The sequence below is a fragment of the Bradyrhizobium uaiense genome (genome assembly GCF_010811875.1).
In the GTDB taxonomy this organism is placed as follows: domain Bacteria; phylum Pseudomonadota; class Alphaproteobacteria; order Rhizobiales; family Xanthobacteraceae; genus Bradyrhizobium; species Bradyrhizobium uaiense.
Genome location: NZ_VKHP01000141.1, coordinates 1 through 24081 on the forward strand (window position 1 = coordinate 1; position 24081 = coordinate 24081).

At 64.8% G+C, this 24081-nt stretch carries 24 protein-coding genes and 3 pseudogenes; 12 read left to right on the forward strand and 15 right to left on the reverse strand.

Annotated elements, in window-relative coordinates:
* Nucleotides 1-11 precede the first annotated feature (11 nt).
* Nucleotides 12-287: pseudogene (locus FNJ47_RS28335) on the forward strand (glycosyltransferase family 2 protein); the annotation flags it as partial.
* Nucleotides 288-404: 117 nt separating this feature from the next.
* On the opposite strand, the pseudogene FNJ47_RS28340 reads toward FNJ47_RS28335, so the two are convergent.
* Nucleotides 405-2447 (reverse strand): annotated as a pseudogene (locus FNJ47_RS28340) (glycosyltransferase); the annotation flags it as partial.
* Between the two features lie 194 nt (nt 2448-2641).
* Nucleotides 2642-3253, reverse strand: a complete 612-nt coding sequence (locus FNJ47_RS28345) for a beta-1-3, beta-1-6-glucan biosynthesis protein (protein WP_163159102.1) — start codon at nt 3251-3253, stop codon at nt 2642-2644.
* A 244-nt stretch (nt 3254-3497) separates the two neighbouring features.
* Here FNJ47_RS28345 and FNJ47_RS28350 point away from each other — a divergent pair, with 244 nt between their 5' ends.
* Nucleotides 3498-5126: a glycoside hydrolase family 17 protein gene (locus FNJ47_RS28350; RefSeq protein WP_163159104.1), complete on the forward strand. Its 1629-nt coding sequence runs from the start codon at nt 3498-3500 to the stop codon at nt 5124-5126.
* On the opposite strand, the gene FNJ47_RS28355 is transcribed toward FNJ47_RS28350, so the two are convergent.
* Together FNJ47_RS28355 and FNJ47_RS28360 are read right to left on the reverse strand one after the other, a co-directional pair.
* Nucleotides 5086-5466: a hypothetical protein gene (locus FNJ47_RS28355; protein ID WP_163159106.1), complete on the reverse strand. Its 381-nt coding sequence runs from the start codon at nt 5464-5466 to the stop codon at nt 5086-5088. The genes FNJ47_RS28350 and FNJ47_RS28355 overlap by 41 nt on opposite strands.
* Nucleotides 5467-5562: 96 nt before the next feature.
* A complete protein-coding gene (locus FNJ47_RS28360) occupies nt 5563-6960 on the reverse strand; it encodes a hypothetical protein (RefSeq protein WP_163159108.1) in 1398 nt (465 codons plus the stop codon).
* 183 nt (nt 6961-7143) lie between these two features.
* On the opposite strand from FNJ47_RS28360, the gene glmU reads away from it, so the two are divergent.
* Nucleotides 7144-8502 (forward strand): bifunctional UDP-N-acetylglucosamine diphosphorylase/glucosamine-1-phosphate N-acetyltransferase GlmU, encoded by a 1359-nt coding sequence (glmU, locus tag FNJ47_RS28365; protein WP_163159110.1) that lies wholly within the window; start codon nt 7144-7146, stop codon nt 8500-8502.
* Between the two features lie 152 nt (nt 8503-8654).
* Here glmU and FNJ47_RS28370 read toward each other — a convergent pair.
* The 5 genes from FNJ47_RS28370 to FNJ47_RS28390 form a co-directional block, all read right to left on the reverse strand.
* A protein-coding gene (locus FNJ47_RS28370; RefSeq protein ID WP_283811304.1) for an IS5 family transposase occupies nt 8655-9415 on the reverse strand; the annotation gives its coding sequence in 2 pieces (ribosomal slippage) (nt 8655-9010 and nt 9010-9415; 762 coding nt in all).
* 184 nt (nt 9416-9599) lie between these two features.
* Nucleotides 9600-9800 carry a hypothetical protein gene (locus tag FNJ47_RS28375; protein WP_163159112.1) on the reverse strand — a complete coding sequence of 67 codons (201 nt, stop codon included), beginning with the start codon at nt 9798-9800 and terminating at the stop codon, nt 9600-9602.
* Nucleotides 9797-10117 carry a hypothetical protein gene (locus tag FNJ47_RS51585; protein WP_236000138.1) on the reverse strand — a complete coding sequence of 107 codons (321 nt, stop codon included), beginning with the start codon at nt 10115-10117 and terminating at the stop codon, nt 9797-9799. The genes FNJ47_RS28375 and FNJ47_RS51585 overlap by 4 nt, the downstream gene beginning before the upstream one ends.
* A 10-nt stretch (nt 10118-10127) precedes the next feature.
* Entirely contained in the window at nt 10128-10448 is a 321-nt protein-coding gene (locus tag FNJ47_RS28385) for a hypothetical protein (protein WP_175068431.1), read from the reverse strand.
* A 72-nt stretch (nt 10449-10520) separates the two neighbouring features.
* On the reverse strand, nt 10521-10976 hold the full coding sequence (locus tag FNJ47_RS28390) for an Hsp20 family protein (RefSeq protein WP_163159114.1): 456 nt from the start codon (nt 10974-10976) through the stop codon (nt 10521-10523).
* A 601-nt stretch (nt 10977-11577) separates the two neighbouring features.
* On the opposite strand from FNJ47_RS28390, the gene FNJ47_RS53980 reads away from it, so the two are divergent.
* On the forward strand, nt 11578-11901 hold the full coding sequence (locus FNJ47_RS53980; RefSeq protein WP_163159116.1) for a hypothetical protein: 324 nt from the start codon (nt 11578-11580) through the stop codon (nt 11899-11901).
* Here FNJ47_RS53980 and FNJ47_RS28400 read toward each other — a convergent pair.
* The 3 genes from FNJ47_RS28400 to FNJ47_RS28410 form a co-directional block, all read right to left on the reverse strand.
* Nucleotides 11867-13450 carry a solute symporter family protein gene (locus FNJ47_RS28400; RefSeq protein WP_163159118.1) on the reverse strand — a complete coding sequence of 528 codons (1584 nt, stop codon included), beginning with the start codon at nt 13448-13450 and terminating at the stop codon, nt 11867-11869. The two genes, FNJ47_RS53980 and FNJ47_RS28400, sit on opposite strands and share 35 nt — an antisense overlap.
* A gap of 12 nt (nt 13451-13462) precedes the next feature.
* The gene (locus tag FNJ47_RS28405) at nt 13463-13762 is read right to left on the reverse strand and encodes a DUF485 domain-containing protein (RefSeq protein ID WP_163159120.1); all 300 of its coding nucleotides are present in this window, start codon (nt 13760-13762) and stop codon (nt 13463-13465) included.
* A gap of 78 nt (nt 13763-13840) precedes the next feature.
* Nucleotides 13841-14791 carry a LysR family transcriptional regulator gene (locus tag FNJ47_RS28410; protein WP_163159122.1) on the reverse strand — a complete coding sequence of 317 codons (951 nt, stop codon included), beginning with the start codon at nt 14789-14791 and terminating at the stop codon, nt 13841-13843.
* A gap of 159 nt (nt 14792-14950) precedes the next feature.
* Here FNJ47_RS28410 and FNJ47_RS28415 point away from each other — a divergent pair, with 159 nt between their 5' ends.
* A complete protein-coding gene (locus FNJ47_RS28415) occupies nt 14951-16012 on the forward strand; it encodes a carbon-nitrogen hydrolase family protein (RefSeq protein WP_163159124.1) in 1062 nt (353 codons plus the stop codon).
* Nucleotides 16013-16144: 132 nt separating this feature from the next.
* Nucleotides 16145-16939 carry an adenylate/guanylate cyclase domain-containing protein gene (locus tag FNJ47_RS28420; protein ID WP_163159126.1) on the forward strand — a complete coding sequence of 265 codons (795 nt, stop codon included), beginning with the start codon at nt 16145-16147 and terminating at the stop codon, nt 16937-16939.
* 36 nt (nt 16940-16975) lie between these two features.
* Here FNJ47_RS28420 and FNJ47_RS28425 read toward each other — a convergent pair whose 3' ends face one another.
* Nucleotides 16976-17170 carry a hypothetical protein gene (locus FNJ47_RS28425; protein WP_181957706.1) on the reverse strand — a complete coding sequence of 65 codons (195 nt, stop codon included), beginning with the start codon at nt 17168-17170 and terminating at the stop codon, nt 16976-16978.
* 104 nt (nt 17171-17274) lie between these two features.
* On the reverse strand, nt 17275-17463 hold the full coding sequence (locus FNJ47_RS28430; protein WP_163159128.1) for a hypothetical protein: 189 nt from the start codon (nt 17461-17463) through the stop codon (nt 17275-17277).
* Nucleotides 17464-17582: 119 nt separating this feature from the next.
* On the opposite strand from FNJ47_RS28430, the gene FNJ47_RS28435 reads away from it, so the two are divergent.
* The 4 genes from FNJ47_RS28435 to FNJ47_RS28450 all read left to right on the forward strand — a co-directional run bounded on the left by FNJ47_RS28435 (nt 17583) and on the right by FNJ47_RS28450 (nt 20965).
* The gene (locus FNJ47_RS28435; protein ID WP_163159130.1) at nt 17583-17855 is read left to right on the forward strand and encodes a hypothetical protein; all 273 of its coding nucleotides are present in this window, start codon (nt 17583-17585) and stop codon (nt 17853-17855) included.
* Nucleotides 17852-18031, forward strand: a complete 180-nt coding sequence (locus FNJ47_RS28440; protein ID WP_163159132.1) for a hypothetical protein — start codon at nt 17852-17854, stop codon at nt 18029-18031. The genes FNJ47_RS28435 and FNJ47_RS28440 overlap by 4 nt, the downstream gene beginning before the upstream one ends.
* A gap of 222 nt (nt 18032-18253) precedes the next feature.
* Nucleotides 18254-20080: a glutamine--fructose-6-phosphate transaminase (isomerizing) gene (glmS, locus tag FNJ47_RS28445; RefSeq protein WP_163159134.1), complete on the forward strand. Its 1827-nt coding sequence runs from the start codon at nt 18254-18256 to the stop codon at nt 20078-20080.
* A gap of 96 nt (nt 20081-20176) precedes the next feature.
* Nucleotides 20177-20965, forward strand: coding sequence for a DUF502 domain-containing protein (locus FNJ47_RS28450; RefSeq protein ID WP_163159136.1), 789 nt, complete (start codon nt 20177-20179; stop codon nt 20963-20965).
* A gap of 216 nt (nt 20966-21181) precedes the next feature.
* On the opposite strand, the gene recG is transcribed toward FNJ47_RS28450, so the two are convergent.
* Nucleotides 21182-23290, reverse strand: a complete 2109-nt coding sequence (gene recG / locus FNJ47_RS28455; protein WP_163159138.1) for an ATP-dependent DNA helicase RecG — start codon at nt 23288-23290, stop codon at nt 21182-21184.
* Nucleotides 23291-23434: 144 nt separating this feature from the next.
* On the opposite strand from recG, the gene FNJ47_RS28460 reads away from it, so the two are divergent.
* Complete coding sequence (locus FNJ47_RS28460; protein WP_163159140.1) at nt 23435-23725, forward strand: FAD assembly factor SdhE; 291 nt, start codon at nt 23435-23437, stop codon at nt 23723-23725.
* Nucleotides 23722-24081, forward strand: a pseudogene (locus FNJ47_RS28465) (transcription-repair coupling factor); the annotation flags it as partial. The gene FNJ47_RS28460 and the pseudogene FNJ47_RS28465, both read left to right, overlap by 4 nt.

The window sequence follows — 24081 nt, forward strand, 5'->3', positions numbered from 1 at the left end:
GCCGCGCCGCGATGGACAAGGTCGGCGGCTGGTCCTCTGATACGATCTGCGAGGACACCGACCTCGGCCTCTCGATCCAGCAGGCCGGCTGGCTCACGCACTACACCAATGTACGCTACGGCGAAGGCCTGCTGCCCGACACCTACGAGGCCTTCAAGAAGCAGCGACACCGCTGGGCCTATGGCGGCTTCCAGATCGTCAAGAAGCACTGGCGGCGCTTCCTGCCCGGCGCCAGCCAGCTGACGCCCGACCAGCGCCGCGAATTCTCGCTCGGCTGGCTCAACTGGCTGGGCGCCGAAAGCCTCGGCGTCGTGGTCGCGATCCTCAATCTGATCTGGGTGCCGATCGTCGCCTTCGCCGACATCGCGATCCCCGACAAGATTTTGACGCTGCCGATCATCGCTTCCTTCGCCGTAGCGTACATTGGTGTAGTGCGTGAGCCAGCCGGCCTGCTGGATCGAGAGGCCGAGGTCGGTGTCCTCGCAGATCGTATCAGAGGACCAGCCGCCGACCTTGTCCATCGCGGCGCGGCGGATCAGGCACATCGTGCCGTGTACGATGATGGCATTGAACTCGTTGCGCTGGACCATGCCAATGTCGAAGAACCCGGCATACTCGCCGTTCATGATGTAGTGCATCAGCGAGCGGTCGCCGTCGCGATGCTCCTGCGGCGCCTGCACGAGGCCGACGCGCGGATCGGCGAAGGCCGGCACGAGATCCTTGAGCCAGTCCGGATGCACGACATAGTCGGCGTCGATGATGCCGATGATCTCGGCGTCCGCCGCGGTGCGCTCCATCGCGATGCGCAGCGCGCCGGCCTTGAAGCCCTGCACCTTCTCGGCGTTGATGAACTTGAAGCGCTCGCCGAGCAGCCGGCAGTGATCCTGGATCGGCCGCCAGAAGTCGGGATCGGGCGTGTTGTTGATGATGCAGACGCACTCGAAATTCGGGTAGTCGAGCCGCGACACCGCATCGAGCGTCTGCTTCAGCATCTCGACCGGTTCGAAATAGGCCGGGATGTGGATCGAGACTTTTGGAAACTTGACGTTCTCGCCGATCGTGGCCGGCGCCAGCGGCGCGCTCTTGCCGATCAGCCGGCGCGGGCCCCGGCCGAACGCCACCGCAGCGATCTCCTCGATCCGCGCCATCGCGATCAGGACCAGCGGAACCAGCAGCACCAGGCCGAGGCTGAGGGCAAAGGCCGAGCCCCAGACGAAGTAGTGCGTGGTCCAGTAGGAGAATACGGTCGCAGCCCAGGCGCCGACGCCGTTGGCCGCAGCCGACAGCAGCAGCGCCTGCATCACGGTCGGCTGGTCCAGCCGCAGAATCGGCAGCGACATGAACAGCCCGACCAGCACGGCGACCAGCGCGATCTTCCAGTAGTTCAGATCGGTGACCGGACCGGTCCATGCGAACTTCGCCTCACGATCGGCATTGAGGATGCCCCAGTATGGGCCGACGCCGCCTTCGAAGAACTTCCAGGGCTGATCGATCGCTTCGACGATGTTGTAGTCCATGCCGATGGCTTCGGCGCGGGTGACGAAATTGCGCAGCACCGTGGCCTGCTGGAACGGGCCGGGCACGGCGCTGCGCAGATTGTAACCCTGGCTCGGCCAGCCGAACTCGGCGATCAGGATGCGTTTGCCGGGGAAGGAGTCGCGCAGCAGATTGTAGCGGTCGACCGCCTGATCCACCGCCTGCTTGTCGGTGAAGTTTTCCCAATAGGGCAGCACGTGCGCGGCGATGAAGTCGGACGAATTGGCAAGCTGCGGATGGTCGCGCCAGATGTTCCAGATTTCACCCGTCGTGACGGGAACGCTGACCGACTTCTTGACCCGCTGGATCACCTTGATCAGCCGGTGCACGTTGTTTTCGGCAATCGCCCATTTCACGGCCTCGGCGCGCTTGTCCTCGGGCTGCGATTCGGCGTCGTGAAGGCGCTGGGCTTCCTCGCGGAGAATGCGTTCGGATTCCTCCGGCGGCACCCCGATTTCCGGAACCGAGCCAAGGTTCTCCAGCGGGAGCTGCTCGCCGCGGAACACGGTTTCGTTGCCGACCACGATGCCGATGACGTTGCTGTTGCGCTTGGCAAGATTGATTGCGGCGTCGATCTCGCGATTGTTGCGGTTGGCGTCCTTGTCGATCCACGCGCCGACCGTGACCTTCATGCCGAACTCGGCGGCTACCGGCGGCACCAGCTCGTTGCCTTCGGTCGACGAATAGAGGCGGACCGCTTTTGTGATCGTCGACAGCTTCTTCAGGTCGGCGCGCACCTTTTCGGTGTCGGCAGCGAGGTCGGCGACGGTATGCCCCGGTTCGAACGGGGCGTAGGACAGGCTCGGCAGTGTGCCACGGAAATCGGGCGCCGACTGCTTCTCCTGGAAGAGACCCCACAGGGCGGCGTGGGCGGCGGTGACAAGCAACAGGACGGCGACGACGGCGCGCATCGCGGTTAAACCATACGGGGCCTGAGATTGAGGACTAAGCGAACCCGTCCCCTGGGTTCGACCAATATCATGGCGGACCGAAAGATATCTCCGCCATCCGATTTAACAACTGGTGTGCCGCGATGGCGTTTTAAGGGCGCAAGCCGTTCCAGCCGCGAAAAAAAATCGCGGCCGGCCCCGATCGCGCGACGCGGTTATTTCGACGCCGGCGCAGGCGTGGCCGACGGGGTCGGTGCAGGCGAGGGCGAGGCTGTCGGCGCGGGCGCCGCATTGCCGGCCGTCGACGGCGCCGGGCTCGGCGCGGCGGCTGCTGCCGCGGCCTGCGGCTGGGCGCCCGGGTTGATCCAGCAGGCGTGGATACGGCCGTCGAGGCTGCCGCGCACCTTGTCGTCGATCTGGGCGCCGAACCGGGTCAGGCAGCGGAAGGCGGCCTGGACATGGCCGCCGGGGCAGCCGAACCGGTCATAGAGATCGAGATGGCGGAAGGCGGTATCGAGGTCGTCGTTCCACATCAGGCGGACTACGCGGCGGCCGAGCCAGACGCATTCCGGGTTGCCGGCCGGGCCGTTGATGGCCTGCTGGGCCTCGACGAATTCCTCGACCTTGCGCTGGTTGGCCTCGCGCACGGCGTTGGCATTGGCGTCGGGCTGTCCAGGCTGCTGTTTGGCCTGATCAGGCGGGTTCGGCGTGCCGCTCTGGGCGAACGCGCCGCCGGCTCCGTTCAGGAGCGTGAGACAGGCGACAACGCCCGTTACGGCAAAGTGGCGCAAGGCAGTGTTCTTCAACTCAAGCAGCCGTCGACGCATGCATTCCCCGATATGTTCCTGCCCCTGCGGGATCATCCTAACGGCTCGCGTGATGCCGTCCAAATAGGTCTCCAGTGCGGCGGAGACTCTGGCGGAATCCCATGACTGGAATTTGGTATTTTGTCCAGCAAACTCACAACTTTATCGACCCAGCGCAAAACTGTCGCAGGACAACCATGGTATTGACGGATTCCTGGACTTGGCAGACGGGCTGTGACCGGCTAATTCGACGGTCCCCCGGAGGATGGAACCGATTTCGCTTCGTACGCCGCTGGCGCTTCTCCTGATCTCGCTCGCCGTGATTGCATCCGTGTGGTGGTGGCTCGCCACGCCGATTACGCTCGCGCGTGCGCCGATCGATCCTGCCGCAAAACTGCAATGCGTGTCCTACACGCCGTTCCGCGGCGCCCAGACGCCGCTCGATCCGACCACGCAGATTCCGGTCGAGCAGATCGAGCAGGATCTGGCCGATCTCGCCAAGGTCACCGATTGCGTGCGGACCTATTCGATCGAGAACGGCCTCGACCAGGTCCCCGGCGTTGCGGCCAAGGTCGGGCTGAAGGTGATGCAGGGCATCTGGCTCAGCAGCAACCGCTTCAAGAACCTGCAGCAGATCGCCATCGCGGTGCGGCTCGCCAAGGAATATCCCGGTGTCGTGACCTCGCTGATCGTCGGCAACGAGGTGCTGCTGCGCGGCGAGATGACCGCCGCCGATCTTGCCGGCAACATCCGCGCGGTGAAGGCGGCAGCGGGCAATCTCCCCGTGACCTATGCCGACGTCTGGGAGTATTGGGTGAAGAACCGCGAGATCTATGACGCGGTCGATTTCGTCACCATTCACATCCTGCCGTATTGGGAGGACATCCCGGTCAAGGCGAAGTACGCCGCGGCGCATGTCGACGATATCCGCAAGCGGATGGCGGCGACGTTCCCCGCCAAGGAGATCCTGATCGCCGAGTTCGGCTGGCCGAGCCAGGGACGGATGCGGGAGGGCGCACTGCCGTCGCGCAGCAACCAGGCGCGGGTGGTGTCCGAGATTCTCGACCTCGCCAAGCGCGAGGGCTTTCGCGTCAACCTGATCGAGGCCTATGACCAGCCCTGGAAGCGCATGCTCGAGGGCACCGTCGGCGGCAATTGGGGTCTGTTCGATTCGATCAAGCGGCAGGTCAAATATCCGCCGGGCGTTGCGATCAGCAACTATCCCGACTGGAAGCTGCAGATGGCGGGCGGCATGGCGCTGTCCATCGCCACCTTCTTTGCGGCCTGGCTGACGCTGCGCCGCCGGCCCTGGACGCCGCGGCCGTCGGCCTGGGTCGCGGTCGCCATTTCGGCGACGACGGCGGGGGCGCTGCTCGGGATCGCCGGCGACAAGATGTATTACGAGAGCTACGGCGTCGGCGGCTGGCTGCACTGGGGCGTGCTGCTTGCCGCGGGCATTGCCGCGCCGCTGCTGACGGCGCATGCGCTGATCGCCGGACGCTCGTTGCCGACCTTCCTCGAACTGGTCGGGCCGCGCGACTATCGCGGCAAGGACATGTTCGGCGCGCTGCTGGCGATCGTGCTGGTGGTGACCACCGTGATCGCAGCGGAAACCGCGCTCGGGTTCACCTTCGATCCGCGCTACCGCGATTTCCCCTATGCCTCGCTCACGATGGCCGTGGTGCCGTTCGCGCTACTCACCATGCTCAACCGTCCGAAGGAAGGCATCCGGCCGCTCGCGGAATCCGTGTTCGCCGGCCTGCTCGTGATCGCCGCCCTCTACACGATCTACAACGAGGGCACGATCAACTGGCAGTCCGACTGGACCTGTGTGATGTACCTCTTGCTCGCCGCTACGCTGTGGCGGGCGCGGGCCGCGCAAAACCCAGGATGAACAGCCCGATCGCAAGCCCCGACAGCACGACGTTGTAGAGCACGATCCCGAGCCCCGCAGCGATCAAGCCGACGGTGAGCAGCACGATCGACGGCCGCGTCAGGTTCAGCACCGCGATCACCAGCGCCGTGATCCCGAACACCGAGTTCTTGAACAGTACGGTCGACAGCGCGCGCGCCTTGCAGAGCATGGTCTGCGTGCCGGCGTCGCAGGCCAGCGCAACGGGCGAGAATTCGATCGCCAGATAGCGCACGTACAGCGCGCAGCCGACGGTGACGAAGCCGACGACCATCAGGAACTGGACCTGATAGGGGGAGAGGCGGAACGGAGGTTTTGTCATCGCGGCACTATGGTTGGGAACGGGGTCTGGGACAAGGCCGGGTCAGAGCAGCGAAATCGGTTGAGAATTTGACCGCAATCCCTTCGCTTCACATGATTATTGGCTGTTCCGCCGGAACATCGAGGAAATCGTCGTCGGCTCCGGCTTCTTTTCCTCGGCGACAGGCTGCTGCGGCGGCGCCACCGCACGCTTTGGCGCGAGCCGCCGGTGCGGCAGCGCCGGCCTGGCTCCGGGGGGAGGCTCGTTCAGGGCTAGCCGCTGGCCGTCATAGATCGCCGTCTCGCAGGTCCGCTGGATCAGGCTGAGGCCGGCGCAGATCCTGGCGGCGGTCCCGGCGTCGTTCAGCGGTCCGGCCACCAGACGCAACTGCATGCCGAGCCCGTTGCCGTTTTCCTTGATGACGATGATCGGCCGCAGCGCGGCCAGCGGCGCGTTGGCCTTGGACTTCAGCAGGCCGCGCCACAGCGCACGCAGTCCATTGACCGAATTTGCCGTGCCGAGATCGACACCGAATTCGGTGCGGTGGATCTGTGCCTTCGGCGCGCCGGCGTCGTCTTCCGTGTCGGCGTCCGGATCCGCAGTGATCACCAGCGGCGGGATCGGCGCCACGCTGACATCGTAGGCGGTCGGCGGCTTGAGCGCTTCGACCGTCTTGTTGGCAGCGGGATCGAGTGATGCCACGCGCGGTTTGTCGATCACCGGTTTGTCCATGACCGGCATGGCGGAGGGCGGCGGCGCCGCGGCCTTGGTATCCTCGGCGCCGGCTGCCACGGCGGCGCTCATCGGACTGGCAACGGATGCGCCGGTGGCGGCAGAAACCGGCGGCGAATTGTCGGAAGCTGACGGCTTCTCCGCTGCGGCCTGAGGCTTCGGCGCTGCGGCCGCGGTCTTCTTCTCGGTCGCGACGGTTCTTTCAGCCGTCGCAACCGGCTTCTCGATCGTTGCCGGCGCCTTGCTGTCGGCCGATGCGGGCGCCTTGTCGGTCGCGGCCGGCTTGTCCGATGCCGCAGGCGGCATCGTCGCGACCGCGGCGACGGCCGGCGCGGAGGACGCGGGCACCGCATTGGCTGTTGCCGGCGGCGCGGCCGGTGCGGCAGCCGACGGTGACGGCGCCGTCGGCTGCTTGGCGATCGTGCCGGTCACGGAGTCCAGGCCTTGCTCGAGCGTCGTGACGCGCGAATAGAGCCGGTCGCGGTCGCCGTTGAGCGTGTCGATCGCGGACGCCAGCCGGCGCGTCTCGTTGTGGCTCTCTTTCGCCAGCGTCTGCAACTGCTGGGCCTGGCGTGCGACCTCTGATGCGGCGACCTGGTCGCGCTTCAGCGTCAGCGCCGACTGGTTGGCCATCACGGCAAGGGTGACGGCGCCGACCGCGGCAACGCCCCATGAGCCGAGCCGCCACAGCATGCGGCGATCGAAAGCTTCCTCCTCGGCCAAAAAGCCGGTGGTGCTCTCGGTCTCGAATTCCGCCGCCAGATTGTCGCGATCTTTGGCCAAAGCCCGCTTGGCCCTCCTCAAGGCCCGCCGAATCACGAGGCAAAGATTAACAGGAAATGGACCGGGAACTTGAATCCTAGGGTTCACGGAGGCGAATCGGTTTCTTCTGCCGGGGAAAACAATTAAAGACGGCCTCGAAGAAAGCTTGGCGCAGCCGACTGCGCGAGACATCGAGGATTTCGAATGACTGCGCGAACCAGCCTGACAGTGGTGCTTGCGGCCGGCGAGGGCACGCGGATGCGCTCGTCGCTACCGAAGGTGCTGCACCCCGTGGCCGGGCAGGCGCTGCTGTCGCATGTGCTCAATGCCGCCGCCTCCGGCGAGGGATCGCAGCTTGCCGTCGTGATCGGCCCGGACCATGAGGCGGTCGCCGCCGAGGCGCGCCGGGTGCGGCCCGACGCGCAGGCCTTCGTGCAGCGCGAGCGGCTCGGCACCGCGCATGCGGTGCTGGCCGCGCGCGAGGCGATCGCCCGCGGCGTCGACGACCTGCTGGTCGCGTTCGGCGACACGCCGCTGATCTCGGCCGAGACCTTTGCGCGCATGCGCGCGCCGCTGCGTGAGGGCGCTGCGCTTGCGGTGCTTGGCTTCCATGCCGCCGATCCGACCGGCTACGGCCGGCTGGTGACCGAGAACGGCAAGCTCGTTGCGATCCGCGAGCATGCCGATGCCAGCGCCGAGGAGCGCAAGATCACGCTGTGCAATGCCGGCGTGATGGCTTTCGACGGCAGCAAGGCGCTGGCGATCATCGAGAAGATCGGCAATGCCAATGCCAAGGGCGAATTTTATCTGACCGATGCCGTGACCATCGTCAGGGAAATGGGACTGGAGGCCGTCGTGATCGAGACCAGCGAGGATGAAGTGCGCGGCATCAACACCAAGGCCCAGCTCGCCGAGGCGGAGGCTGTGATGCAGGCGCGGCTGCGCAAGCAGGCGCTGGACGCCGGCGTCACCCTGATCGCGCCCGATACCGTCCATCTTGCCGCCGACACCAAATTCGGCAAGGACGTTGTGATCGAGCCGTTCGTGGTGATCGGACCGGGCGTGTCGATCGACGACGGCGCCGTGATCCATTCCTTCTCGCACCTCGTCGAGGCCAGCATCGGCAAGAAGGTGTCGGTCGGTCCCTACGCGCGGCTGCGGCCCGGCACCTCGCTCGGCGACGGCGCGCGGATCGGCAATTTCGTCGAGACCAAGGCCGCGACGCTGGAGGCCGGCGTCAAGGTCAACCATCTCTCCTATATCGGCGACGCCCATGTCGGCGCCAATTCCAACCTCGGCGCCGGCACCATCACCTGCAACTATGACGGCTTCCTCAAGCACAAGACGCTGATCGGCGAGGGCGCCTTCGTCGGCACCAATTCGTCGCTGGTTGCGCCGGTCACGATCGGCAAGGGCGCTTATATCGGTTCGGGCTCGGTCATCACCAAGGACGTGCCCGACGACGCGATGTCGCTCGAACGCAGCGAGCAGTCGATCCGCGAAGGCGGCGCCGCGCGCTACCGAGCGGCGAAGCTGAAGGCGAAGGCTGCGAAGGGGAAATGACGACACTCTACTCGTCACCGCGGGGCCTGCCTGACCCGTCATCCTGAGGTGCGAGCGGAGCGAGCCTCGCAGGATGAATCGGCCAGAGTGGGGCCGTGCATCCTTCGAGACGCGCTACGCGCTCCTCAGAGTCTGACTCAAAAAGCGCATTTTTAGGGCTTTGCGATACGGCGGGTGAGCAGCCTGAGATGGGCGACGAGAAGCCACGCACGTTCTGTGGCGGCGGAGCCCTCAAAGTCTCTTGCGAGGCGTCGGCACCTGCCGAACCAAGCGAAGGTGCGCTCAACAACCCAGCGTCTGGGCAAGAGCTGGAAGCCTTTGACGCCGAGCGGTCGTTCGACAATCTCGATTGTCCACGGCCCGCAGTGGGAGATTGCGTCGACGAGCTGTTTGCCACGGTAGACCCGGTCGGCAAAGACATGCTGGAGCCTTGGAAAGTCGCCTCTCAGATGTTCCAACAGAGGGACCGCGCCATGGACATCCTGAACGTTGGCGGGATGAACGTGGAGGCCAGCAGCAGGCCATTGGTGTCAGTGACAATGTGCCGCTTCCGCCCATAGAGGCGTTTGCCGGGGTCAAATCCGGCTGGCCCGCCGGCCTGCGTCGTCGACGCCGTTTGGCTATCGATAACAGCCGCCATCAGCCCAGGCTTGCGCCCCAATTTCTGCCGCGCTTGTCGGACCAAGGCTCGGACGATGCTTTGCCACCTGCCGGTGTCGCGCCACGCATAAAAATAGCCTTGGACCGTCGAGTACGGCGGGAACTCGCTCGGCAAAGCTCGCCACTGGCAACCGGTTGACAGAATGTTGAAGATCGCCTGCATGACCTCCCGCAAATCGACCTGCCGCGGCCGCCCGCGCCGGGATCGATGCGGCATCTTGCGGGAGATCAGAGCCCATTCCGCATCGGTCAGATCGCTTCACAGCCGCCGAAATCACTCACCTCCCTTTTTCAGTCAGGCTCTCAGGATGACGGGATTGACTTGATCACGCATCCGCATTCTCGCGACATCTTTTGTCCGAGCCTTACATTTCGTTCCGCACTCCCACTTAGCAGAGGGCGCAAGGAAAGCCGGGTGCCAATCGCACCCGTGGGCGTCAGTTTGTCGCGGCTGGCCAGGCCGCACGTGCAGACGGATCCGAGCCTTGAAGCAGATCGTTCAGCATCCGACGTTCTTTCTCGATTCTTCGCTTGAGCAGCTCCCGCTCGTGTTCTGATTTCGCGGTGTCGAGCAGGAATTGATAATGGCCGATGACCTTCTCGCTCCCACGTATGAGCAGACGCTGCAGCTCTGTCATGGCTGGCCCCCTACTGACTGCCCGACAATTTGCTCGTTCGCCGGTGGGGCAAGGACGACAGGCGGCATGTCGGCCGTCAACACCTGCATCGCTGCCATCTCTTCAGAAAGACGTCGGTTGACGAAATCGCGTTCCAGGTCGGAAAGCTTGGTGCCGAGCAGCCGCCGATATCGGCCAACATTGTTGCGATGTGCACGCAGCCGTTCGAGGCGCTCATCGATCTGTTCTGACGTTCGCTGCCGATCCTTGTTGAACCTTGACCACCAGCGATCTTCAATCCTGTCGATGACCTGTTTCGGAAGCCGGATCTCGGTCATGGGACCACTCCTATGCGGCAGCGACGTGGCGCTCGGTGGAGTGCAGCCGGGCCGGCCTTCCTCCTGGCGGTTCGCGTGGATCGTCAAGAGCGCGTAGCGCGTCGAGGATATCGCTGACCGGAACGGGCGATCTGAGTTCTGGAGGCGCGCGCAGAGCGGGATTGGATGCGACGGCGCAGGCATCCGAAGCCCAGGATGCCAGAATGCTTCTCTTCGCCGCCCTTGTCAGGCCGGGGTCGCGCAGCAGATCGCGCGGATGTTCGTATTGCCTGCCTTCTGGCGGCAGGCGAAATGCAAGGACATTGTCGACAGGCGCGGTCGTCGGCCGCATGGGTGCCTCCATTCTTGAGACGAGATCGGAGATGAGGAGCCGCGCCCCTGCGGAGCGCGGCTTTGCGGATCGTTAGGCTGCCACGCCCTCCAACTGGCGCGTCGCCTTGCTTGGAACTGCATTGATCGCAATTCGCCTCGGCTTCATGGCCTCCGGCACTTCACGGGCGAGCTCGATCTTGAGCAGGCCGTTATCGAACGACGCGCTCTTGACCTCGACATGATCGGCCAGACTGAATTGTCGTTTGAAGCGACGTGTCGAGATGCCCTGATAGATATATTCACGCTCGGCCTTTTCGACCTTCGAGCCTTCGATGGTCAGAACGTTCTGCTCTGCCGTCACCGATATCTCGTCGGGCGCGAAGCCGGCGATCGCGAGCGCGATCTGGTACCGATCCTCCGCAAGCCGTTCGATATTATAGGGCGGATAATTGTCCTCGCCGGCACGTTGGACAGTCTCAGCGAGGTCAAAGAGCCGATCAAAGCCAATGGCTGACCGGAACAGGGGAGAGAAGTCGTATGTGCGCATAGCCAAATCCTCCATAGAGCAAGATGGATATGAATGGCACCGGACACGACCGGTGCCCGTCTCGCCTGGGCCCGACTGGCGCCCAGGCGCTGGCCCGCAAGGGCCTAGCGAGTAAAAAATTAGAAAACCGGTTTTGGAAGTCAAGAAGTGTCGGGAAAAAAATTTGCCTTCGCCGGTCGTGCGGGGAGCGACTGCCGGACCTGCCGGCGGGTTGGCAGCCGCGCCCCGTCGGGGACGAGCCGGCGTTATTGAAGCCGCGGCCGGAGACGAGTCCGACACGGCGAGAGATAGCTCACAAGTCGGACGCATTGAGGCTGCCATCAGCGGCAGGCTCAGCATCGTCCGCAAGCGATCATCTGCAAAGCGCAGCACCAGCCGAGCCGGCGTTCAGGCAAATGGCCGACTTTGCAGCTTGAATCACAGGGAGCGGGATTTCACCGAACCAAGAGCCAAGCCACGCTCGCGATCAGGGTCACGAAGGACACTGCCGCGGCGCAGACAAAGGCGACTTCCACTGCGTCGATATGCTGGTGGTTCGCCGGCATGTGGTCGCGTCCTAGATGGGCACCCGTGGGCCTGATGACATCAGCCAGGCCGTCAAATGAGCCGTGGTCTCCTCGTGTCGCGCCTTCCTCAGCAATGCTTCTCGCTCTCGACTGGGCGGAAGTTCCTTAGCCCGTTTGCGCAGCTCCTTCGCTTCCCGGACGAGGCGTTCTTCAAGGGGGAAAATCTGCTTAACCCGGCGTCGCCGCTTCATGGCTCTCCTCTCTCCGATGCTGACGTTCGCTGCCCCAAAACAGCAAAAATCCCAACAGAGAGAAAAGTTCCGATGCTGTTCGCGTCACAGACGGACTTCCGCGCCGGCTGGAACGCGATCGGGATTGCCGACTTCAAGCCGCGCTCTTCGCCCGGGCTGGCTCGTTGATATTCGGCTGCAGCGGCCCGAGGAGGATGCGCCGCTGCATCTCGTCAAAGGCGAGATCTGCGTTCTTCTCCGGCGTGAGCAGCGACAGCAGGATCGCGACCACAAACGACAGCGGCATGCTGATGATCGCAGGATTGCGCAGCGACACGAACCACCATTCGTGCTCGATCGCGGCCAGCGACTTGCCGAGAATGTCGACCTGGATGGTCGGCGACAGATAGATCAGCACCAGGGAGCTCAGTGTGCCGACGAGGATGCTCGCCACGGCCGCCGGCGTCGTGAAGCGGCGCCAGGTGATGGCGAGCACGAGCGAGGGGAAATTCGCGGCGCAGGCGATCGAGAACGCAAGTCCCGCCATGAAGGCGACGTTCTGGCCCTCGAACGCGATGCCGAGAACGATGGCGAGGATGGAAATCATCACGGTCGCGACGCGCGCGACCTTGAGCTGTTCGGTCTCGGAAGCGGTGCCGTTCCGGATCACGTTGGTCCAGACGTCGTGGCAGAGCGTGGCGACGCCCGACAGCGTCAACCCCGCGACGACGGCGAGCATGGTCGCGAACGCGACCGCACAGATGAAGCCGAAGAAGGCGTTGCCGCCGACGGCGAGAGCGAGCAGGGGCGCTGCCATGTTGCCGCCGCCTCCGGCCTTTGCCACCGTCTCCGGGCCGACCAGCACCATGGCGCCAAAGCCGATGATGAAGACCATGAGATGGAAGACGCCGATCAGGCCGGTGGCATAGAGGATCGACAGCCGCGCAGCCTTGGCGTCCTTCACCGTATAGGCCCGCATCAGCACATGCGGCATCGCGGCGGTGCCGAACATCAGGCCGAGCCCGAGCGATATCGCGTCCCACTGGCCGGAGACCACCTTCGACCCCGGCTGCAGGACCTTGGTGCCGTATTTCTCGGACGCCGCGGCGAACAGTTTCAGCGGATTCATGTCGAAATGGGTCAACACGAGAATGGCGAGCAGGATGCCGCCGCCCATCAGCAGCGCAGCCTTCACCACCTGCACCCAGGTCGTCGCCAGCATGCCGCCGAACAGCACATAGACCAGCATCATGCTGCCGACCACGACGACCGACCAGGTGTAGGGCAGGCCGAACAGCAGCTTGATCAGCGATCCTGTCGCGACCATCTGGGCGATCAGGTAGAACAGGATCACGGCGAGGGTTCCGACGGCGCCGGCAACGCGCACCGGGCGCTGGCGCAGGCGATACGCCACCACGTCGGCGAAGGTGAAGCGGCCGACGTTACGCAGCGGCTCGACGATCAGGAACAGAATGATCGGCCAGCCGACCAGCCACCCGATCGAATAGATCATGCCGTCGAAGCCGTTCGAGGTGACGATGCCGGCAATTCCGAGCAGGGCGGCGGCGCTCAGGAAGTCCCCCGCGAGTGCCCAGCCATTCTGCCACGCCGTCACCTGGCCGCCGGCGGCAAAGAAGTGCTCGGTGGTACGCGTGCGCCGCGCGGCGCAATAGGTGATCGCCAGCGTCAGTGCCATGAAGGCGAAGAAGAACCCGATCGAAAGCGTGCTGCTGCCCATCTTCTCTGCCTCTTAGCGAAGGTTACGGATGCCGGCGTCGAACACCCGGTTCGCCCACAGCACGTAGGTAAGGCAAAGCGCGAAGGACGAGATGATGACGAGCGGCCCGAGCACAATGCAAAGCGACAGGCCGGGCATCAGGATGGTGCCGAGCAGCGGCTTGTCGAAGGCGAACAGCCCCATGAAGCCGAAATAGATGGCGATCATCGCAGCGCTCAGAATGAGCGCGACGGTCAGCCGCTTCCTGGCCAGTTTCCTGGCCGATACGGCGCTCGACGCCGGATCGGCGTTGCCGGGAATAACCACGTTCATGCTGGCCCCCTCAAAACTACGGCGCGCTCTGCCTTGCGCCAATCGAACGAGCTTCAGCCGGGTTCCGATGGAAGGGAACTATGGATTTTTGCAATCTGCTGTGCGCGGCTGCGGCACGGCATCGGCCAGCGTGACCCGCATGTCGGGGTCCTGCTTCAGAAGGTTCTTCAGAAACGCGCGGACGGCGCGGATGCGCGGGGCAAATTGCAGGTCGCTATGGACATTGAGCCAGACCTCGCGAACGGTGCCGGCGAGGTCGGGCAGCACGGGGATGAGGTCGGGCCGGTCTCTGGTGGCAAAGCTCGGCAGCATCACGATGCCGAGGCCGCCCGCCGCGGCGTTCATCTGCGCGATCATGCTGTTGGAGTGGAAGGCGATTTTCGGCTCTTCGATGACGTCGGCGAGCCAGCGCACCGAATCGACCTGGAGTAGGTCCTCGATATAGGACACGAACCAATGGTCCTCGAGGTCGCGGAGGCTTGCAGGCATGCCGTGATGGTTTAGGTAGTCCTGGCTCGCGAATAGCCCGAGCCGGAACTTGCCGATCCGCTCCGAGATCAGGCCCGGACCGGGGGGCCGGAAAAAGGACACGAACAGATCGGCTTCGCGCTTATGGACGTAAACCGTCTGGGCGGACGTGACGAGTTCGACGGAGAGTTGCGGCGCGGTGTGACGGAGCCTGGCGAAGCGTTGCGCCAAATAGAGCGAGGCGATCCCCTCCATGGTGGCAAGCCGCACGGTCCCGACGAGCTGCTGGGTGTCGCTGGCGCTGGCTTCTTCCCGAATGGCGATCACCGCACTCTCGACCCGCTCGGCATGCTGCAACAACCGCTCGCCGACCTCGTTGAGCTTGAGCCCGGTGCGGTGGCGTTCGAACACCGCAATCCCGAGCGACGCTTCCATCTGGGCGATACGCCGGCTGACGGTGGAATGGTCCAGCCGCAGCCGTTTCGCCGTCTGGCTCAGATTGCCGGCGCGGGCGGCGCAGAGAAACACCCGCAAATCGTCCCAGTTGATCGTATCGAACATGACTTGCCTCCGGATTGCGGCTCTTGTCGGCCAAGCAATTCCCGTTCCAGCGCGCGGCGGCTCCGATCCTTCGCAACCGACCTTGCGACAATTCCCATGCATGGCGCCAGGGCAGGGATGATACCGCTTCGCTCCCTTCGTCCTAGCCGGGATTTCGACATGCTCCCTCGTTTCAAGGCTGCCGCCGTTCACGCCGCGCCGGTCTTCCTCGACAGCCGGGCGACCACCGAAAAGGCGATCGCCATCATCCGCGAAGCAGCGAAAACCGCCGCCGAGCTGATCGCGTTTCCCGAAACCTACATTCCCGCCTTTCCGGTCTGGGCCGCGCTGTGGCCACCGATCGACAACCACGATTTGTTCGTGCGCATGGCGGAGCAATCCGTGCTGGTGGACGGACCGGAAGTGGCGCAACTTTGCGCCGAGGCGCGTGCGCTCGGCGTCACCGTCTCGATCGGTATCAGCGAGCGCTCGCCCGTCAGCGTCGGGGGACTGTGGAATTCGAACCTGTTGATCGGCGAGACCGGAGAGATCCTGGTCCATCACCGCAAGCTGGTTCCGACCTTCTATGAGAAGCTGGTGTGGTCGTCGGGGGATGGTGCGGGCCTTGCGGTCGCTGAGACCCGGCAGGGCCGGATCGGCGGGTTGATCTGCGGCGAGAATACCAACCCCCTGGCCCGCTTCGCGCTGATGGCGCAGGGCGAACAGGTGCACATCTCGAGCTGGCCGCCGATGTGGCCAACAAGGCGCCCGGCAGGCGGCGGCAATTTCGACAACGTCGCTGCCAACCGCATCCGGGCCAGCGCCCACTGCTTCGAAGCAAAGGTATTCGGGATCGTGACCGCCGGCTACATGGACGAACCGATGCGCGCCTTCCTCATCAATCGGGATAGAACCATCGCCGACGTGATCGACCGGACGCCACGGGCCGCGAGCTTCTTCGTCGATCCGACGGGGGTCGTGTTCGGCGATGAATTGCAGGACCAGGAGGGGATCGCCTATGCGGAGATCGATCTCAATCGTTGCGTCGAGCCGAAGCAGTTTCACGACGTGGTCGGCTACTACAATCGCTTCGACGTCTTTGACTTGACGGTCGACCGCAGCCGGCTGATCCCGGCACGATTTCGCGGGGAAGAACGGCCCGCAATGGAGGAAGATGAGGCGACCCAGCCCGTCGATGCCGACGCCGTATCGAGCGGGCAGAGGCGCGATGGCCGAAGCTGATTAGAAGCCGGACATCGCAGAGCCCGGCGCTTTTGATCGCCAGCAAACGAGCACCGTTGCCAACGCGGAAATGTATGGCTACGCTTTATCTCAGGTTCGCCCCCAAGCGCTCGATCGATCGGCCGGACGCTCATGCCCAAATTCCTTCGCATCGGAGTCCATCAGTCGAACGTGTCCGGCTACACGTCGAAGGCCTGGTGCATCCGACGCGCCGGCTCGACGGTTTTCCTGAAATGGGGTGCCGTGGAGGTTCAGGGCGCTGGAGCAGGGCGCAAGGTATCCTGGACGTTTCCACCGCAGGAAAAGACTGTTCGCTGCCGCACGGTGCAGCGCGCCCAGGACTACACGAAGGCGGCAGTCGCACGGCGGCGCAGCCATCGCTATGAACCGCTGACGGGAAATATCGCGAACCGGCGTCGAACCGCCGATCGAGGCTCGGAGCTCAAGCAAGCGCTCGCCACGATCCTCTATGTCGATATCGTCCGATCCACCGAAAAGGCCGCGCGACTCGGCGACACGCGCTGGGCGACGGTGATGAATCACTATTACGCCGCCGTTCGCCGCGAGTTGAAGGCGCTGCGCGGCAAGGAAGTCGTGACGACGGGCGATGGTGTACTGGCGACGTTCGGTGCGCCGGCGGCCGGAATCCGCTGCGCGACCGCGATCGTGAAGGCCGTGCGCACGCTGGGGCTCGAGATCCGGATAGGACTGCACGCCGGCGAATACAAGGTGAGCGGGGCCGAGGTCATTGGTCTTGCGTTTCACATCGGCGCGCGCGTCGCCGCGAAGGCGCGGGCCGGCGAGGTGCTGGTCTCGAGCGCGGTCAAGGATCTGATGTTGGAGTCCGAAATCCGTTTCAAGGACCGCGGCGCGCACCAGCTCAAGGGCGTGCCGGAGCGCTGGCGGCTCTACCGGGTCGAGCACTGAGGCGTCCGGCAAGAGTGGACGCCGTTGTTATCGCGGTTATCGCGCGCCGAGAATCCGCTGCCACAGCGTCCCGCCGAGCACCTTCCAGCCGAGATAGAAGTACGCAAGGATCAGCGCGAACGGCAGCAGCGCTGGAGCGCCGGTCAGGTTGAAGCCGTCCTTGGTGGTCTGGCCGGTGGCGGCACCGATAGCATAGCCGCCGACGAAGAACACCGTGATGAAATCGAGCACGCCGGCAAGGCTGCGGCGCCAGAACGGTTTTGCGGGGACGGTGGCTGATCGTTCGACATTGTCGGGTTCCTCACCAATGGCGACAGGTTATCCCGCGCCTCCGGTCAGGTGAAGGCGACCTCGATCCGGTTGTCGGCCTTCGCGGTGATCCGGCACGCCCGCGACAGCGCGTCGGCGGCGATCGCGAGCTCGAACTGGTCGGGAATGCCGGAGGTCGACATCACCTCGATCGTCGCGGTGTCGCGCGACAAGCCGCGTACTGTGCAGTCTATTGTGGAACGCGCAGTGCGCATCGGACTACCTCCGGCGCGGGCCGCCTCGCTGAAAGGCATTAATGGTGCGTTGACGCGCTCAACAGCGTTTGCCGGCAGCGATTTCATCGCTCTTAGAGGGTGCTTGGGCAAAACACGTCATGCGCAAAATTGCTGCCGTCTTTCTCTTCGGAATCTTTTGCTGCCTGATTGGCTATGCCGGTGGCGAACGGCTCTATCACTGGACCGAGACAGGCCAATTGGCAGTGCATCGAAAGATGTTCCGCGGGGCGGATTTCGTCTCGTACGACAGCGATCGCGTCGGCTTCCTGCTTGAGTTCGGATTGAATTTCTATCTGCTCAAGATGGGACTGTTCGGCATGCTGATGGCGTGCCGCGAAATGTGGCTCCGTGCTCAGGGATGGGAACCGTGAGCGACAGCCTGATCCGCTTGCTGGTTCAAGCGTTGTTCGAGGCGGTCTGTACCAAGACCGGCCGAGGGCTGTGGGGGCTCGTCGGCCTCCGGCCGCACGACCTCGTATCGATGTTCAGCGGAATGATATTTTGGACCGTCGTCGGCATATTCGTCTATGCCAAGATGCACGGGTGAAAGGCCACGCGTCGGGCGGCCAGCATTTTGATTGCCGGGCCCGCCGACGTGCTCTTGCCAAAATAGTTAGCTCCGATTAACCAGCCTTTCGCATCCACCTTGCCGTTTAAGACTGTCGCAATCGGCAATAATTATTGAGTATCTTGCGACCGGCGATTCCCGTTAAGGGACCGTGTCGCCGCTTTGGCAAATTTTCGGCGATTTTTGGGGACATTGAACCGCATGTGCGGCATCGTCGGCATTCTTGGACGCGCTCCGGTCGCGGAGCAACTGGTGGATTCGCTCAAGCGGCTCGAATATCGCGGCTATGATTCCGCAGGGGTCGCCACGCTGGAGAACGGCACCCTGGCGCGGCGCCGCGCCGAGGGCAAGCTGAAGAATCTCGAGACCCGGCTGCAGGCAAAGCCGCTCGGCGGCCACACCGGCATCGGCCACACCCGCTGGGCCACCCACGGCCGGCCGACCGAGAACAACGCGCATCCGCACTCAACCGAACGCGTCGCCGTGGTGCATAACGGCATCATCGAGAATTTCCGCGAGCTGCGCGAGCATCTCGAAGCCAAGGGTGCGGTGTTCTCGACCGAGACCGACACCGAGGTCGTGGTGCATCTGGTCGACAATCTGCTCAAGGGCGGCGTCAAGCCGGTCGAGGCGGTGAGGGCGGTGCTGTCGGAACTGCGCGGCGCATTCGCGCTCGGCTTCATCTTCGCCGGCGAGGACGATCTGATGATCGGTGCCCGCAACGGCCCGCCGCTCGCGGTCGGCCACGGCGACGGCGAGATGTATCTCGGCTCGGATGCGATCGCACTCGGGCCGTTCACCGACACGATCAGCTATCTCGAGGACGGCGACTGGGTGGTGCTGAACCGCAAGGGCGCCACCATCTTCGACAAGGACAACGCCATCGTCCATCGCGAGGCGATCAAGCACACGACGGCGGCCGCGCTGGTCGACAAGGCGAACTATCGCCACTTCATGGCCAAGGAGATCCACGAGCAGCCCGAAGTCGTCGGGCACACGCTCGCCCGTTACGTCGATCTGGCGGCCGAGCGCGTCACCATGCCGGTCAAGCTGCCGTTCGACTTCAACGACATCCAGCGCATCTCGATCACGGCCTGCGGCACCGCGAGCTATGCCGGCTTCGTCGCGAAATACTGGCTGGAAAAGCTGGCACGGCTGCCGGTCGAGCTCGATGTCGCCTCCGAATTCCGCTACCGCGAGGCTCCCTTGCGCAAGGGCGACCTTGCCATCTTCATCTCGCAGTCCGGCGAAACCGCCGACACGCTGGCGGCGCTGCGCTACGCCAAGGCGCAGGGCGCGCACACGCTGTCGGTCGTCAACGTGCCGACCTCGACGATCGCGCGCGAGAGCGAGACCGTGTTGCAGACGCTTGCCGGTCCCGAGATCGGCGTCGCCTCGACCAAGGCGTTCACCTGCCAGCTGATGGTGCTGGCTTCGCTCGCGGTTGCCGCCGGCAAGGCGCGCGGCGAGCTGTCCGATGCTGACGAAGCCAAGCTGGTGCACGGCCTGGTCGAAATTCCGCGCTTGATGTCGGAGGCGCTCACCACCGAATTGCAGATCGAGAAGCTGGCGCGCGAGATTTCGAAGTCGCGCGACGTGCTCTATCTCGGCCGCGGCACCAGCTATCCGCTGGCGCTGGAAGGCGCGCTGAAGCTGAAGGAAATCTCCTACATCCATGCCGAGGGCTATGCCGCCGGCGAACTCAAGCATGGGCCGATAGCTCTGATCGACGAGCACATGCCGGTCGTGGTGATCGCGCCCTACGACAAGGTGTTCGAGAAGACCGTCTCCAACATGCAGGAGGTCGCCGCCCGCGGCGGCAAGATCATCCTGATGACCGACGCCAAGGGCGCCGCGGAGGCGACCATCCAGTCGCTGGTGACGATCGTGATGCCGGACATGGGGGCGACCTTCGCACCGATGGTCTATGCCGTTCCGGTGCAGCTGCTCGCCTATCATACCGCCGTGGTGATGGGCACTGACGTCGACCAGCCCCGGAATCTGGCCAAATCGGTCACGGTCGAATAGCCGCAAGCCGGGCCATCACGCGGCCCCTTCAAAAGTGCGTCAGAATGGCTTAGCTGGGTGCTGACGTACGGCCGCTTCGACGACCCTGGAACCGCAATGACCTCCGATCAAGTGCCTCCTGACCCGTCTGGCGAACTGAATCCGGACCACCCGCGCGGGCTGATGGCGCGTTTTCGCACCTATTTCCTGACCGGCCTGGTGGTGGCCGGCCCGGTTGCGATCACCCTGTATTTGACCTGGTGGTTCGTGAACTGGGTCGACAATCTGGTCCGGCCGTTCGTGCCGACGGCCTACCGGCCGGAAACGTACCTGCCGTTCGGGCTGCCCGGTTCCGGCCTGATCGTCGCGGTCATCGCGTTGACGCTGCTCGGCTTCCTCACCGCCAATTTGATCGGTCGGACCCTGGTCGATCTCGGCGAGCGGCTGCTCGGCCGAATCCCTGCGGTGCGCGCGATCTATCGCGGCCTGAAGCAGGTGTTCGAGACGTTGTTCTCCGGCAACGGCTCGAGCTTCCGCCGCGTCGGCCTGGTCGAATTTCCGTCGCCCGGCATGTGGTCGATCGTGCTGATCTCGCAGGCGCCGAACGCCGAGCTCGCCGCCAGCCTGCCCGGCGAGGAGGAGCACATCTCGGTGTTCCTGCCCTGCGCGCCGAACCCGACCACCGGCTTCTTCTTCTACGTGCCGAAGAGCAAGATCATCGAGATCGAGATGAGCACCGAGGATGCCGCGACGCTGATCATGTCGGCCGGCGTGGTGCAGCCAGGCTCCACCGATCAGAAGCGCGCGGCAGCGCTCGCCGGCATGGCCAACGCTGCGCGCATTGCCAACGAGGCTTCGGCCAACCAGGCGTCCTTGCAGCCGGCGGCGCCGGCCAAGGTCGAGTAGGAGCCGGCGCGCCTATGCGGCGTGTCTAGTTGTACCATCGCGCTATCGCACCGTCATCCCCGCGCAAAGGCTTTGCCTTTGTCGCTGGAGGAGCGCGCTCTTGCGCGCGTCTCGAAGGATGAATCGGCCCCGCTGGTGGCCGTCGATCCTTCGAGACGCGCTTCGCGCTCCTCAGGATGACGGGAGGGACGGCGGCGTGTGGCGCGCTGAACTGAATCACCCCGCGCCGATCAGCGGCACGGCTTCGTCGCGTTCGTAGAGGTAGAGCAGGACGCGCAGCGCTTCGCCGCGCTCGCCCTTCAGCTTCGGATTGTCCTTCATGATCCGCAGCGCCTCGTCGCGGGCCTGGGTGATGAGCTGGCCGTGCACCTCGGAGCGCGCGATGCGGTAGCCGGGCAGGCCGCTCTGGCGGATGCCGAGCACGTCGCCTTCGCCGCGCAGTTTCAGATCTTCCTCGGCGATCCGGAAGCCATCCGTGGTCTCGCGGATCACCTTGAGGCGCGCCTTCGACATCTCGCCGAGCGGTTCCTTGTAGAGCAGGAGGCAGGTCGAGGCCTCCGAGCCGCGGCCGATGCGGCCGCGCAGCTGATGCAGCTGCGCGAGGCCAAACCGCTCGGCGTTCTCGATCACCATAATGGTCGCCGCCGGCACGTCGACGCCGACCTCGACGACGGTCGTCGCGACCAGCAGCCCGATCTCGTGCGCGGCGAACTGCGCCATCACGCGATCCTTCTCGGTGCCCTTCATCTGGCCGTGAACCAGGCCGACGCGATCGCCGAACCGCTTCTGCAAGCTCTCGAAACGCTCGGTCGCGTTGGTGAGATGCTCGGTGCCTTCGGCCTCGGACTCATCGACCAGCGGGCAGATCCAGTAGACCAGCTTGCCCGCGTCGAGCGCACGGCCGACACCGTCCATGACGTCCTCGATCCGGCTCATCGGCACCGCACGGGTGTCGATCGGCTGGCGGCCGGCGGGCTTTTCGCGCAGCTCCGAGACGTCCATGTCGCCGAAATACGTCAGCACCAGCGTGCGCGGAATCGGCGTGGCGCTCAGCACCAGCACATCGACGGCTTCGCCCTTCGACGTCAGCGCGAGGCGCTCGCGCACGCCGAAGCGATGCTGCTCGTCGACCACGGCGAGCGCCAGCGCCTTGTAGATCACGTCGTCCTGGATCAGCGCGTGGGTGCCGACCAGCAAATCGATCTCGCCGGCCTCGAGCCGCGCCAGGAGCTCGCGGCGCTCCTTGCCCTTCTCTCGGCCGGTGAGGATGGCGACGCGCATCCCGGCGCTTTCGGCGAGCGGTGCGATGGTCTTGATGTGCTGGCGCGCCAGGATTTCGGTCGGCGCCATCAGCGCGGCCTGCTTGCCGGCCTCGGCGACGGCCGCGGCCGCCATCAGCGCCACCACGGTCTTGCCGGAACCGACATCGCCCTGCACGAGACGCAGCATCCGCACCGGCTGTTGCAAGTCGGTGATGATCGCGGCAACCGCTTCCTGCTGCGATTTGGTCAGCGCGTAGGGCAGGGCATCGATGATCTTCCTGCGCAGATGGCCGTCGCCGGCATTGCGGACGCCGGCCGGGCGGCGCAGCGTGGCGCGGATCAGCGCCAGCGCGAGCTGGCCTGCGAGCAGCTCGTCGAACGCGAGGCGCGACCAGAACGGACCGTCGGGCAGGATGTCGGTCAGCTCGACCGGAACATGGACGCGGGTCAGCGCCTCCCGGATCGGCGGGAAGTTGCAGCGGCGCAGCACTTCGGGGCTGATCCATTCCGGCAGATCGAGCAGCTTGGTCAGCGCCTGCGCGATGGCGCGGCGGAGCGAGCCGATCGCAAGCCCCTCGGTCAGCGGGTAGACCGGATCGATACCCGACAGCTTTGCAAAGCCAGCTTCATCGACGACGCGGTCGGGATGCACGATCTGCGGGATGCCGTCATACATCGCCAGCGTGCCGGAGACGTAACGCTTCTCGCCGACCGGCAGCAGCTTCTCGACATAGCCGGGCTGGGCGCGGAAGAAGGTCAGCACCACGTCGCCGGTATCGTCGCTGGCATAGACGAGGTAGGGCGCGCGCGAATTGCGCGGCGGCGGCGGACGATGGCGGTCGACGGTGACCTCCAGCGTCACCATGGTTCCGACCGCAGCATCCCGGATCTTCGGCCGGGCGCGGCGATCGATCACGCTCGCCGGCAGATGCAGCAGCAAATCGACCAGCCGCGGCGTCTCGCTGCGGTCGAGCAGATACCGCAGCAGCTTGTCCTGCTTCGGGCCGACACCCGAAAGCGTCGTGACCTGGGCAAACAGCGGATTGAGCAGGGCTGGGCGCATCGGTGTCCTTTACACACGACTCACGTCATGCGCGCAAGGAAACCCCAAAAGGCGGCGAATGAGGGCTGACATCGGCCACCACCATCGCTATATCAAGCCCCGCCCGGCACGTCCGGGCTTTTGGCGTTCGAATGGATTTGGGACATGACGGGATCGACACGATCGAGCCAGGGGCTCGATGACCGCCGCAAGCGGCTTTTGTTTCGCTGCTGGCACCGCGGCACCCGGGAGATGGACCTGATCCTCGGCCGGTTTGCCGATGCTGAAATCGCCGACCTGTCCGATCAGGAGCTCGGCGAGCTCGAGCATTTGATCGAGGTGCCGGATCCCGACCTCTATGCCGCGCTGACCGGTGACAAGGTGCTGCCTTCAGAATATGCCACCGCGCTGTTTGCCCGCATCAAGGCGTTCCGGGTCGCGGATCCCAGCGCATGAAGCAGCCGATGAAATCCCCGGCCGCGATGCTCGCGCCCGGCCGGGTGCTGACCATCTCCAACGTCGCCGAGGGCGCCGAGGGGCTTGTGATCTCCGATCTGGCGCGCGCCATCGCTGCGCAGCCGAAACGGTCGGCGGTGAGCCTTGCCGTGGTGTGCCGCGACGGTGCGCGGATGCAGCAGCTCGCCCGTTCGCTGGAGTTCTTTGCGCCCAATATCGCCGTGATGCAGGTTCCGGCCTGGGACTGCCAGCCCTACGACCGGGTCTCGCCGCATTCCGGGATCCTGGCCCAGCGCCTGACCGCGCTGGCCAAGCTGTCGCGCCTCGTCGGCAGCGGCAAGCCGATGACCGTGCTG

Bases quoted from the DNA above. Each gene is read 5' to 3' on its own strand.
- recG (WP_163159138.1), bottom strand. From the start codon at position 23,290: ATGCGCCCAGCCCTGCTCAATCCGCTGTTTGCCCAGGTCACGACGCTT.
- FNJ47_RS28400 (WP_163159118.1), bottom strand. From the start codon at position 13,450: ATGGGCAGCAGCACGCTTTCGATCGGGTTCTTCTTCGCCTTCATGGCA.
- FNJ47_RS28385 (WP_175068431.1), bottom strand. From the start codon at position 10,448: ATGCGGCCGACGACCGCGCCTGTCGACAATGTCCTTGCATTTCGCCTG.
- FNJ47_RS28390 (WP_163159114.1), bottom strand. From the start codon at position 10,976: ATGCGCACATACGACTTCTCTCCCCTGTTCCGGTCAGCCATTGGCTTT.
- FNJ47_RS28350 (WP_163159104.1), top strand. From the start codon at position 3,498: ATGGAACCGATTTCGCTTCGTACGCCGCTGGCGCTTCTCCTGATCTCG.
- glmS (WP_163159134.1), top strand. From the start codon at position 18,254: ATGTGCGGCATCGTCGGCATTCTTGGACGCGCTCCGGTCGCGGAGCAA.
- FNJ47_RS28435 (WP_163159130.1), top strand. From the start codon at position 17,583: ATGCGCAAAATTGCTGCCGTCTTTCTCTTCGGAATCTTTTGCTGCCTG.
- FNJ47_RS28345 (WP_163159102.1), bottom strand. From the start codon at position 3,253: ATGCGTCGACGGCTGCTTGAGTTGAAGAACACTGCCTTGCGCCACTTT.
- glmU (WP_163159110.1), top strand. From the start codon at position 7,144: ATGACTGCGCGAACCAGCCTGACAGTGGTGCTTGCGGCCGGCGAGGGC.
- FNJ47_RS28375 (WP_163159112.1), bottom strand. From the start codon at position 9,800: ATGACAGAGCTGCAGCGTCTGCTCATACGTGGGAGCGAGAAGGTCATC.
- FNJ47_RS28430 (WP_163159128.1), bottom strand. From the start codon at position 17,463: ATGCGCACTGCGCGTTCCACAATAGACTGCACAGTACGCGGCTTGTCG.
- FNJ47_RS28420 (WP_163159126.1), top strand. From the start codon at position 16,145: ATGCCCAAATTCCTTCGCATCGGAGTCCATCAGTCGAACGTGTCCGGC.
- FNJ47_RS28405 (WP_163159120.1), bottom strand. From the start codon at position 13,762: ATGAACGTGGTTATTCCCGGCAACGCCGATCCGGCGTCGAGCGCCGTA.
- FNJ47_RS51585 (WP_236000138.1), bottom strand. From the start codon at position 10,117: ATGACCGAGATCCGGCTTCCGAAACAGGTCATCGACAGGATTGAAGAT.
- FNJ47_RS28415 (WP_163159124.1), top strand. From the start codon at position 14,951: ATGCTCCCTCGTTTCAAGGCTGCCGCCGTTCACGCCGCGCCGGTCTTC.
- FNJ47_RS28450 (WP_163159136.1), top strand. From the start codon at position 20,177: ATGACCTCCGATCAAGTGCCTCCTGACCCGTCTGGCGAACTGAATCCG.
- FNJ47_RS28410 (WP_163159122.1), bottom strand. From the start codon at position 14,791: ATGTTCGATACGATCAACTGGGACGATTTGCGGGTGTTTCTCTGCGCC.
- FNJ47_RS53980 (WP_163159116.1), top strand. From the start codon at position 11,578: ATGAGCCGTGGTCTCCTCGTGTCGCGCCTTCCTCAGCAATGCTTCTCG.
- FNJ47_RS28460 (WP_163159140.1), top strand. From the start codon at position 23,435: ATGACGGGATCGACACGATCGAGCCAGGGGCTCGATGACCGCCGCAAG.
- FNJ47_RS28355 (WP_163159106.1), bottom strand. From the start codon at position 5,466: ATGACAAAACCTCCGTTCCGCCTCTCCCCCTATCAGGTCCAGTTCCTG.